The sequence below is a fragment of the Luteipulveratus flavus genome, assembly GCF_029439465.1.
Lineage (GTDB): Bacteria > Actinomycetota > Actinomycetes > Actinomycetales > Dermatophilaceae > Luteipulveratus > Luteipulveratus flavus.
Genome location: NZ_JAROAV010000019.1, coordinates 1 through 9,130, shown reverse-complemented (window position 1 = coordinate 9,130; position 9,130 = coordinate 1). Strand labels below are relative to the sequence as shown.

At 72.5% G+C, this 9,130-nt stretch carries 13 protein-coding genes and 1 pseudogene; 7 read left to right on the top strand and 7 right to left on the bottom strand.

Translation table 11 applies throughout. From position 1 onward, the window contains the following. Positions 1 to 13 precede the first annotated feature (13 nt). The 3 genes from P4R38_RS05295 to P4R38_RS05285 all read right to left on the bottom strand — a co-directional run bounded on the left by P4R38_RS05295 (position 14) and on the right by P4R38_RS05285 (position 2,031). Positions 14 to 664 (bottom strand): copper resistance CopC family protein, encoded by a 651-nt coding sequence (locus P4R38_RS05295; protein WP_277191325.1) that lies wholly within the window; start codon positions 662 to 664, stop codon positions 14 to 16. Continuing rightward, complete coding sequence (locus tag P4R38_RS05290) at positions 661 to 1,371, bottom strand: YcnI family copper-binding membrane protein (RefSeq protein WP_277191324.1); 711 nt, start codon at positions 1,369 to 1,371, stop codon at positions 661 to 663. The genes P4R38_RS05295 and P4R38_RS05290 overlap by 4 nt, the downstream gene beginning before the upstream one ends. Positions 1,372 to 1,449: 78 nt before the next feature. Next, positions 1,450 to 2,031: a hypothetical protein gene (locus tag P4R38_RS05285; RefSeq protein WP_277191323.1), complete on the bottom strand. Its 582-nt coding sequence runs from the start codon at positions 2,029 to 2,031 to the stop codon at positions 1,450 to 1,452. Between the two features lie 31 nt (positions 2,032 to 2,062). Between P4R38_RS05285 and P4R38_RS05280 the strand changes: the two genes are divergently transcribed. The 5 genes from P4R38_RS05280 (at position 2,063) to galK (ending at position 7,126) form a co-directional block, all read left to right on the top strand. Further along, a complete protein-coding gene (locus tag P4R38_RS05280; RefSeq protein WP_277191322.1) occupies positions 2,063 to 2,935 on the top strand; it encodes a M56 family metallopeptidase in 873 nt (290 codons plus the stop codon). 155 nt (positions 2,936 to 3,090) lie between these two features. After that, the gene (locus tag P4R38_RS05275; protein ID WP_277191321.1) at positions 3,091 to 3,804 is read left to right on the top strand and encodes a DUF4282 domain-containing protein; all 714 of its coding nucleotides are present in this window, start codon (positions 3,091 to 3,093) and stop codon (positions 3,802 to 3,804) included. Positions 3,805 to 3,998: 194 nt separating this feature from the next. Further along, on the top strand, positions 3,999 to 4,832 hold the full coding sequence (locus P4R38_RS05270) for a GTP pyrophosphokinase (protein WP_409201237.1): 834 nt from the start codon (positions 3,999 to 4,001) through the stop codon (positions 4,830 to 4,832). Positions 4,833 to 4,877: 45 nt separating this feature from the next. Continuing rightward, complete coding sequence (gene galT / locus P4R38_RS05265) at positions 4,878 to 5,963, top strand: galactose-1-phosphate uridylyltransferase (RefSeq protein ID WP_275239284.1); 1,086 nt, start codon at positions 4,878 to 4,880, stop codon at positions 5,961 to 5,963. After that, entirely contained in the window at positions 5,960 to 7,126 is a 1,167-nt protein-coding gene (gene galK / locus P4R38_RS05260; protein ID WP_277191320.1) for a galactokinase, read from the top strand. Before galT ends, galK begins: the two co-directional genes overlap by 4 nt. A 31-nt stretch (positions 7,127 to 7,157) precedes the next feature. On the opposite strand, the pseudogene P4R38_RS20090 reads toward galK, so the two are convergent. Further along, positions 7,158 to 7,292, bottom strand: a pseudogene (locus P4R38_RS20090) (putative immunity protein); the annotation flags it as partial. Beyond that, a complete protein-coding gene (locus P4R38_RS05255; RefSeq protein ID WP_277191319.1) occupies positions 7,270 to 7,491 on the bottom strand; it encodes a hypothetical protein in 222 nt (73 codons plus the stop codon). The gene P4R38_RS05255 and the pseudogene P4R38_RS20090, both read right to left, overlap by 23 nt. 325 nt (positions 7,492 to 7,816) lie before the next feature. Between P4R38_RS05255 and P4R38_RS05250 the strand changes: the two genes are divergently transcribed. Continuing rightward, positions 7,817 to 7,990 (top strand): CsbD family protein, encoded by a 174-nt coding sequence (locus P4R38_RS05250; RefSeq protein WP_275239281.1) that lies wholly within the window; start codon positions 7,817 to 7,819, stop codon positions 7,988 to 7,990. Positions 7,991 to 8,038: 48 nt separating this feature from the next. Here the strand turns inward: P4R38_RS05250 and P4R38_RS05245 are convergent, their stop codons facing one another. Continuing rightward, entirely contained in the window at positions 8,039 to 8,317 is a 279-nt protein-coding gene (locus P4R38_RS05245; protein WP_277191318.1) for a hypothetical protein, read from the bottom strand. A gap of 76 nt (positions 8,318 to 8,393) precedes the next feature. Here P4R38_RS05245 and P4R38_RS05240 point away from each other — a divergent pair, with 76 nt between their 5' ends. Continuing rightward, positions 8,394 to 8,963, top strand: coding sequence for an isochorismatase family protein (locus tag P4R38_RS05240; RefSeq protein ID WP_277191317.1), 570 nt, complete (start codon positions 8,394 to 8,396; stop codon positions 8,961 to 8,963). Here P4R38_RS05240 and P4R38_RS05235 read toward each other — a convergent pair. Further along, entirely contained in the window at positions 8,960 to 9,118 is a 159-nt protein-coding gene (locus tag P4R38_RS05235) for an SAF domain-containing protein (protein WP_277191326.1), read from the bottom strand. The two genes, P4R38_RS05240 and P4R38_RS05235, sit on opposite strands and share 4 nt — an antisense overlap. Positions 9,119 to 9,130: the final 12 nt, after the last annotated feature.

Below are 9,130 nucleotides of genomic sequence, written 5' to 3'. Positions count from 1 at the left end.
TGAATCCTCACAGTCAGTCGTCCTCGTCGTGACCGGCCGGACGGCGCCGGCGCGAGACGGCGACGGCGGCGGTCACGAGCGCCGCCAGGACCACGGCCGCGACCACCAGCGGCCACGCGCCGGTGCCGCCGGAGTCCTGACTGTCGGCGGAGCCGGCACCGGGAGCCGCGGAGCCCGCGCCGGGCGTCGCGGGGACCGCACCGGGCGTCGCCGAGGCTGAACCGGCGCTCGCACCCGGCGACGTCGTCGAGCCGGTGGACGGCGCGGACGACGAGCTCGAGGACGTCCCTGGGGCCGCGGCCGTCGCGGTGAACCGGAAGCTGCCGGAGATCGGGTGCCCGTCCACCGAGGTGACGCGCCACCGGACCGTGTACGAGCCCGCGGGCGCTCCCGGCCGCAGCGCCTGGGTGACGTCGCTGTCGGTGAAGACCGGCCGGCCCTCGTCCACCCGCCCGGTCGGACCCGTCACCTGGACGGCCGAGCCGGTCGCGATGGCCGGGTTGTTGAACGTCAGCCGGACCTGAATCGGGGCGGTCGCGACGGTCGAGCCGTCCTTCGGGCTGGTCGAGACCAGCACGTCGTGCGCAGAGGCGGCGGGGACGCCGAGCCCGAGGCCGAGCGCCGCGACGAGCACGGTCAGGGTCGCCAGGATGCGTGCTCTCATGACCGACCACCCTCCCGCGGACGGCGCCGCCCGGCCACTCCCGCGCCGATCCCCACCACGCCGGCCAGCAGGCCGCCCCCGCCGATCCAACGCGCGGTCGAGTCGGTGGTCGAACCGGTCGTCGAGCCGGCCGTGGCGGCCTCGCGCGCCGGCTCCGTCCCCTCGCTCTCGGCCGCCGTCACGGTCAGCGCGGGCGAGGGACGCTCGGGCTCCTTGCCGCCGGTGGTCGGCTGGTCCCAGCGGACCACCTCACCGTTGGAGTACGTCTGGTTCGTCGGCAGGGCGACGGTCCGCCCGACGCCGGGCAGCTTGCCGACCACGATCGAGAACTCCTGGAACCGGTCGGGTCCGATGGCCGCGCCCGAGGACGCGGTCCAGGTCACGGTGCGGACGGCCCTGGTGATCGTGGTGCCCTCCTCGGTCACCGGCCTCGGCAGTGGCGCCTGCGCCGTGGTGACCGTCCAGCCGGGCACCGGCCGGACGCTGACCGCGAGGAACGGGTCGGTCTGCGGCAGCGTCACGCGGACCTTGGTGGTGCTCGCCCGGTCGCGTTCGTTCGGGACGCGGAAGGTGAGCTGGGAGTACGCGCCCGCGGCGGTCGTACTCGGGGTGACACGGACGTGCGCGGACGCGACACCGGCGGTGCCGGCGACGATCGCGCAGGTGAGCGTCACCGTGCCCGCGAGGCGGGGCAGGACTGTACGCATGGGTCTTCCTTCGGGTGGGTCGTCGAGAGCCCGTACGCCTGGTGTTCGGAGTACGAGCGGTGTCAGGTGGGTGTGCGCTCAGAAGTCGAGCGCGACCTGAGGTGGACCTCGACGCAGCGGGAGCCGACGCAGCCGCGTCCGGGGCCGCGGGGAACGGAAGACGTGGAACGGGGCGCGTCGCAGCGGGGCGGGCCCGACGGGCCGGGCCGGGAGGGTGAGCCCGAGCCCGGCGGCCAGGGTCCACAGGATCTGCTCACCACGGGCGAGCAGCAGCGCGAGCAGTGCCGTCGCGAGCGCGTGGGCCACGAGCATCGACAGGCCCGCGCCGCCGTGCTGGACGCCCGCCATCGGGTGAGCCGCGCACGATGCGGCGTGATGTCCGACGTCGGCGCACGACGTCGCGACCGGGTCGTCCAGCGCCGCGAAGATGCTGTGCAGCCCGAGCTGTGCGGCGCCCAGCAGGGCGAGCATCGCCGGCCGGCGGACGCGGCGGCCGGCGACGAGCAGGGTCACGCCGAGCGTGGCGAGACCGGCGAGTGCGAGCACCCCGCCCGCGGGCGCGGGACCGCCCCCCGCGAGGTGGGCGGTCAGCGAGAGGGCCACGGCCGCGACCGTGAAGGTCACCGCCCTGGCGAGTCGCCATCCACCCTGGTCGAGCACCACTCCAGGGTAGGCAGCGAGGATGGGCCCCATGACAGTGGGCGCGGTCGTGCTGCTCGCGATCGTGCTGGCGTGGCCGGTGCCGCGAGTACTGCCTCGGCTGCACGCCCTGCGGCACGTCCCGGGGCCCGCGCTGCTGCTGTGGCAGGCCGTCTCGATGGCCGCCCTCGTGTGCGGCCTGGCCGCCGCTCCCCTGGCGATGCTGGACCTCGCGCGGTCCGGCGAGGACATCCCGGAGCCCGGCGACCACCTCCCGACCGTGCTGATCGGCCTGGCCCTCACCGGCGTCCTGCTCGTCCGGCTGCTGATCGAGGGCCACCGCACCGGCACCGCCCTGCGCCGCAGCCGCCGCCAGCACCGCGAGCTGGTGGACCTGCTCGGGGACGACGTCGACGACGCCCCGGCGGACGTCCGGGTCCTGCCGCACCCCACGCCCACCGCGTACTGCGTGCCGGGTCGCCGGTCCCGGGTGGTGCTCACCGACGCGACGATGCGCTCGCTGCCGGCCGGCCAGCTGAACGCCGTGCTCGCTCACGAACGGGCGCACCTGAGGTACCGGCACGACCTGGTCCTGGAGTTCTTCACCGTCGTGCACACCGCGGTTCCGCCGCGGGTACGCAGCAGCGCCGGGCTGCGCGAGGTCAAGCTCCTCATCGAGGTGCTCGCCGACCACGTCGCGCTGCGGACGAACGCCGCCCGCGACCTCGGACGGGCCCTGGCGGCGCTCGCCGACGGCGACCAGCCGGAGGCGACGCTCGGCGCCCACGGCTCCTCGGTGACCCGGCTGCGCCTGCTCGCCGACCGCCGCCCACGCCCGGTGCTCGCCGCCGTCACGCTGGCAGCCGCTCTGCTGGTCCTCGCTGCGCCGTTCGTCCTGATCGCTCTGGTCGTCAGCGGGACGTGAACGACCCGACCCGACCGCGTCATTGCGGCGTCTGCGGGCCCCATGCGTGATATCCATGCAACTGCCCTTGCTCGTCGCACGGCCGGTCGGCTGGTCAGTCACCCGCGCGGACGACAGGATGGGCCGCCACGACATCCCCCAAGGGAGGAATCTGAATGTCAACGCCGACCAACGGCTCCTGGAACGACAACCCGGAGCAGGGCTCCGGAGCGGGCTCCAACCCGCAGCAGCCCGGCTACGGCCAGGGTGGCTACGGACAGCCGCAGAGCATCGGTCAGGGCTACGGCCAGCCGCAGGGCCAGCCCGCCTCGCAGGGCGGCTTCGGCCAGCAGGGCGGGTTCGACCAGGGCTCGTACGACCAGACGATGCACGGCGCGCCCGGCCAGTTCGACCAGTCGGGCTCGCACGGCCAGCAGGCCTCGTACGACCAGCAGGGCCAGCACGGCCAGCAGGGCTCGTACGACCAGGGCTCCTACGACCAGCAGGCGTACGGGCAGCCCGCGGAGCGCCAGCAGGGCTTCGGCGCGAAGGCCGGCGGTGCCGCGGGCGGTGCGCTCTCCGGCGCCGGCAACGGCATCGGCGACCTGTTCGGCGACTTCCAGTTCCGCAAGAGCCTCACCGAGAAGATCGCCTCGCTGGCGTTCCTGCTCACGGTCGTGTGGGCGGTCATCCGGTTCGTCCGGACCCTCGCGCACGCCTGGGGCAGCCAGGGCGACGGCCAGATCAAGATCAAGAACATGGGCGGCTTCGAGGCGTTCATGACCTCGCTGGAGGCCCTCGCGGCGCTGGTCCTGACGGTCGCCATCGTGCGCATCGTGCTCGAGCTCGCGGTCAACGTCGCGCGCATCGCCCAGCGCGAGAAGGCCTGACCGACCCCTCTCCCACCGAGAGGCCCACGCATCACCGAGAGGCCCACTCATCCGCTCCGGATGGGTGGGCCTCTCGGCGCGTGCTGGGCCTCTCGCGAAGGGCGCGGCGGCGGCCCGAGAGGCGCGCGCCGGCGTACCCGCGGGTATTGCGGGTGGACAGCCGCAGCACAGACCAGGCGTCTAGCATCGAGAGCATGGTCGACACGTCTGCATCCGGCGCCGACCTGCTGGGACTGATGGGGGAGTTCCGTGAGCTGCGCGACGAGTTCACGCGGTTCATGCTCTGCTACCAGTTCGGGATCGACGAGGTCACGACGAAGATCAAGATCCTGCAGCAGGAGTTCACGCACATCCACGCCTACAACCCGATCGAGCACGTCTCGTCGCGGTTGAAGACCCCCGAGGGCGTGCTGGCGAAGGCGCAGCGCCGCGGCGTGAGCCCCGACCTGGAGAGCGTGCGCGCCGAGATCACCGACATCGCCGGCGTCCGGGTGACGTGCGCGTTCGTCAGCGACGTCTACCGGGTGTTCGACCTGTTCACCGGTCAGCAGGACGTCCAGCTGATGCTCACCAAGGACTACATCGCCAGCCCGAAGCCCAACGGCTACCGCAGCCTGCACGCGATCGTCCAGGTGCCGGTGTTCTTGTCCGACGAGACGGTGCTGGTGCCGGTCGAGGTGCAGTTCCGCACCATCGCGATGGACTTCTGGGCAAGCCTGGAGCACAAGATCTACTACAAGTACGAGACCCAGGTGCCGCAGCAGCTGCTCGACGGCCTGCACGAGGCGGCGACCACCGCGGCCCGGCTCGACTCCGACATGGAGCAGCTGCACCACGAGATCCGCGGCCACCCGGAGCAGGAGCCGGTGCCCCAGGCAGCAGGCCCGACGGTCGAGGTCTCCGACCGCGCCCTGGCGGCGCTGCGGGACTTCATCGCCGCCGACGAGCCGGCCGCGGGCAGCACGTCCGGCAGTGACGACCGCGACGCCGAGCAGGACCCGCCGCCGTCCGGTCCGATCCCGGTCTGAGTGGCTTCGACGCGGGCGGCCGGTCCGGTCAGTAGCGTCGGGTCCGTGACACGACGAACCACGGGCCGCCTCGCCGACGACCGCGAGATCATCTGGTACGACGTCGACGGCTCTCCCGAGCGCTCGGTGCCGGTCGACCCTCGCGACCTCCCGCACACCGCCACGTCCTCGCAGATGCGGCTGGACCCGCTCACCGGGGAGTGGATCGCGCTGGCGTCGCACCGGCAGTCGCGTACGTTCATGCCTCCCGCGGACGAGTGCCCGCTGTGCCCGTCCCGCGACGGGCGGCACACGGAGGTGCCGAGCGAGGACTACCAGGTGGTGGCGTTCGAGAACCGCTTTCCCTCGTTCTCGAACCGCGGCGAGGGCATCGATCCGGTCGACGACGGGCTGGAGCAGGTCCGCGCCGGCGTCGGGCGGTGCGAGGTGCTGTGCTTCTCCAGCGACCACGACGGCTCGTTCGCGGCGCTCACCCCGCAGCAGGCCCGGCTCGTCGTGGACGCGTGGGCCGACCGGACGAGCGCGCTCGCGCAGACGCCGGGTGTCGAGCACATCTTCCCGTTCGAGAACCGCGGTCGCGAGATCGGCGTGACGCTGCAGCACCCGCACGGGCAGATCTACGGGTACCCGTTCGTCCCGCCGCGCGCCCGGACCGAGCTGGCGTCGGCGCGGGCGTACGCCGAGCGCACGGGCCGCTCGCTGTTCGGCGACATCGTGGCTCAAGAGCTCGCGGACGGCACCCGCGTCGTCGTCGAGAGCGAGCACTGGGTCGCGTTCGTGCCGTACGCCGCGCGCTGGCCGATGGAGGTCCACCTCTACCCCCGGGTGCAACGCCCCGACATCCCGTCGCTGACCGACGCCGAGCGGGACGACTTCGCTCGCGTTTACCTCGACGTGCTCGGCCGCTTCGACCGGCTGTACTCGACGTCGATGCCCTACATCGCGGCGTGGCAGCAGGCGCCCGTGCACCAGGACCGCGACCTCGCGTGGCTGCACCTGGAGCTGTTCTCGATCCGACGCGGCGAGGACAAGCTGAAGTACCTCGCCGGCTCGGAGTCCGGGATGGGTGCGTTCATCGGAGACGTGGCGCCGGAGCAGCAGGCGCAGATGTTGCGGGAGGCGAAGGCGTGAACGACGTTGCGGCACTGCAGGACTCGACGGCACGGGCGTTCCGCGCGCAGTTCGACGCCGACCCGGACGGGCTGTGGTTCGCGCCGGGACGGGTGAACGTCATCGGTGAGCACACCGACTACAACGACGGGTTCGTGCTGCCGATCGCGCTTCCGCTGGGCACCGTCGCCGCCGTCCGCCGCCGCGACGACCGGCGCCTGGTCGTGCACTCCAGCGAGGCCGACGAGACCCGCGAGGTCGAGCTGGGCGATGTCGCGCCGGGCTCGAAGCTCGACTGGCTCGCGTACGTCGCAGGCGTCGGCTGGGCGGCGGGCGAGCAGGGCCTCGACGTCCCCGGCCTGGACATCGCCTTGGCGGCGGATCTGCCTCAAGGAGCAGGGCTTTCGTCTTCGGCGTCCTTGTCGTGCGTCACCGCACGGGCGTGGTCGGACATCGCCGGCTGGGACCTGTCCGGGGACGACGTCGCCGCCCTCGGCAGGGCCGCCGAGAACGAGATCGCCGGCGCACCGACCGGAGTCATGGACCAGCTCGCCTCCGTGCACGGCCGCGCCGGTCACGCGATGCGGATCGACACGCGGTCGATCGACGTCACCCAGATCCCGTTCGACCTCTCGGCGCACGGCCTGTCGCTGCTGGTGGTCGACAGCCGGGCGCCGCACGCGCTCGTCGATGGCGAGTACGCCGAACGACGGACGTCCTGCCGGGAGGCCGCCCTGATGCTGGGCGTCCCCGCCTTGCGGGACGTGCCGCTGGAGGGCCTGGACGAGACGCTCGGCCGGATGCGCTCGGAGCTGCTGCGCCGCCGGGCCCGGCACGTCATCACCGACAGCGCCCGGGTCGAGCAGGTGTGCACCCTGCTGACCGACGGCGGCGACATCCGCCGCGTCGGGCCCCTGCTGAGCGCGTCCCACGCGTCGATGCGGGACGACTTCGAGATCACGGTCCCGCAGGTGGACGTCCTGCAGGAGTCGCTGGTGGCGGCCGGTGCGCTCGGCGCGCGGATGACCGGAGGCGGTTTCGGAGGCTGCGTGATCGCGCTCGCCGAGGCGGGGTCCGAGGAGGAGCTGGTCGCGGCGGCGCGGCGAGCGGCCGCCGAGCACGACTTCGCCGAGCCGGCCGGCTTCGTCGCCGTGGCCGCCGACGGAGCACACCGGCTCCGCTGACTGAGCGCCCCGGCCGGCGGGCGCGTTCACGGGCGGTCGGACCGGCTGCGTCCTGGACCGCCTTGATGGCGTAGGCCGCGGCGCCCAGGTCGTGCTCGGGGACGTGCGCCACGCACGCGGCCTGGCCGGAGCAAGACGCGGCGTCAGCTGGCGAGGCTCGCCTCATCCTGCACGACCCGCAGGTCCTGCGCCGCGGGTGCACCGGCGGGGAGCGGCGTCACGGTCGCGGCCGCCGGCTCGGCCGGCTCGCTGGAGCCCGAGAGCTCGGGGATCGCCTTCTCAAGCGCTGCCAGGCCCAGGGGCAGGGCGAGCATCACGATGCAGTTCAGCGCGATCAGGGCGACCATGCCGCTCAGCCCGTTCACCACCGCTCACCTCCCTGACCACGGACGGCGCGGGCGCGATCGGTACGACGGTGAATCATCACTGGCCTTTCTCGGGGGATCGGCGAGGGCGCAACGACGCAGGGGCTCCAGCTGGGGGCACGGGGCCACCGCGGCGTGCTCACCAAACCTTATACACAAACCTTCGACAACGTCGACAGTTTGTGTAGGGTTGGCGACGAGACACCAACCGCACCGGCTATCGGCCGACGGTCGTCACCTGACCCGAACGGGTCATCCGACGGCCCGCCGCACCCGGAGCCGGTCGTCTCGACCGTCCGAGTCACCGACACCTCAGGAGAGCCTCATGGGATTCACCGACAAGGTCAGCAACTCCGCGCAGGATGGCACCGGCCGCGCCAAGGAGGCCGCGGGCGACCTCACCGACAACCGCGATCTGCAGGCCGAGGGCAAGGCCGACCAGAGCGAGGCCTCGCTCAAGAAGGCCGGCGAGAACATCAAGGACGCTTTCAAGAAGTAGCCCTACCCCTGGTGCCCCGCTCGCAAACGGGCGGGGCACCGCGGTGCGTCAGGCGATCAGGTCGACGCCCGGCCAGTGCACGATGCGACCGCGGGCGCCGAAGCAGACCTCGTCCGGGAAGGTCGTCCTCTCGGCCCGCCAGCCGGTCGACCGGTCCTCCAGCCGGACCCGCTCGATGGTGGCGTTCTCGTACGCGCGGAACCGCAGCCCCTGCTCGTCGTACTGCATGAGCTCGCCGAAGATGATCACTCCGACGGGAGTGTCGTCCGCCTCGAAACGGTAGACGCAGTGGTCCATGACGGCCTCCTCGCCCTGTGACTCCCCCATGGATGAGAGGCCTCGTCCCCGCGTGGCGATACGTTCCGGTCGAGGATCGTCCGGAACGGGTCGTAGCGTCGCCGTCATGAGCCCCCCGGACAAGAAGACCAGTGCCCTCCTCGTCATCGACGTGCAGAACGGCAACACCTCCGAGGCTTGGCAGCGGGACGCCGTCATCGGCACCATCCGCACCCTCATCGACCGGGCCAAGGCGGCCGACGTGCCGGTGATCTGGGTGCAGCACGAGGCCGGCCCGTTCAAGCCGGGCTCGGACGCCTGGCAGATCGTCGAGGCGGTCCGGCCGCCCGAGGGCGAGACCGTCATCGGCAAGCAGTACCTCGACGCCTTCGTCGAGACCCCGCTGCGCAAGGAGCTGGACGAGCGCGGCGTCGGTCACGTCGTGATCTGCGGAGCCGCGACCGACGCCTGCATCCGGGCGACGACCGCGCGCGCCCAGATCGAGGGGTACGACACCACCCTCGTCAGCGACGGGCACACCAGCGACGAGGGGCCCTGGCCGCTCCCCCTGCCGGACGGACGCGAGGTTCCGATCGGTGGCGAGCAGATGGTCGCGTACACCAACTTCTTCGTCGCCGACACGGAGTACCCCGGCATCACGACCGAGGTCGTGCCCGCCGCCGAGGTCGCGTTCTAGACGAGCTCCCAGGACAGGGCCGTACCGCGGACCACGTCGGTGCGGAAGGTGCGGCCCTGCACCCGCGAGAACGCTTCTGGCTCAAGGCCGCCCGCGGGTCGGATGGAGCGGACGTTGTCCGCGGTGACCGGCTCACCGGCCTTCACGTCCGCCACCACGTACAACGA

What these genes read in the sequence shown, in the direction of transcription:
- P4R38_RS05290 (WP_277191324.1), bottom strand. Translation starts at nt 1,371, where the DNA reads ATGCGTACAGTCCTGCCCCGCCTCGCGGGCACGGTGACGCTCACCTGC.
- P4R38_RS05275 (WP_277191321.1), top strand. Translation starts at nt 3,091, where the DNA reads ATGTCAACGCCGACCAACGGCTCCTGGAACGACAACCCGGAGCAGGGC.
- P4R38_RS05295 (WP_277191325.1), bottom strand. Translation starts at nt 664, where the DNA reads ATGAGAGCACGCATCCTGGCGACCCTGACCGTGCTCGTCGCGGCGCTC.
- P4R38_RS05250 (WP_275239281.1), top strand. Translation starts at nt 7,817, where the DNA reads ATGGGATTCACCGACAAGGTCAGCAACTCCGCGCAGGATGGCACCGGC.
- P4R38_RS05240 (WP_277191317.1), top strand. Translation starts at nt 8,394, where the DNA reads ATGAGCCCCCCGGACAAGAAGACCAGTGCCCTCCTCGTCATCGACGTG.
- P4R38_RS05245 (WP_277191318.1), bottom strand. Translation starts at nt 8,317, where the DNA reads ATGGGGGAGTCACAGGGCGAGGAGGCCGTCATGGACCACTGCGTCTAC.
- P4R38_RS05270 (WP_409201237.1), top strand. Translation starts at nt 3,999, where the DNA reads ATGGTCGACACGTCTGCATCCGGCGCCGACCTGCTGGGACTGATGGGG.
- P4R38_RS05280 (WP_277191322.1), top strand. Translation starts at nt 2,063, where the DNA reads ATGACAGTGGGCGCGGTCGTGCTGCTCGCGATCGTGCTGGCGTGGCCG.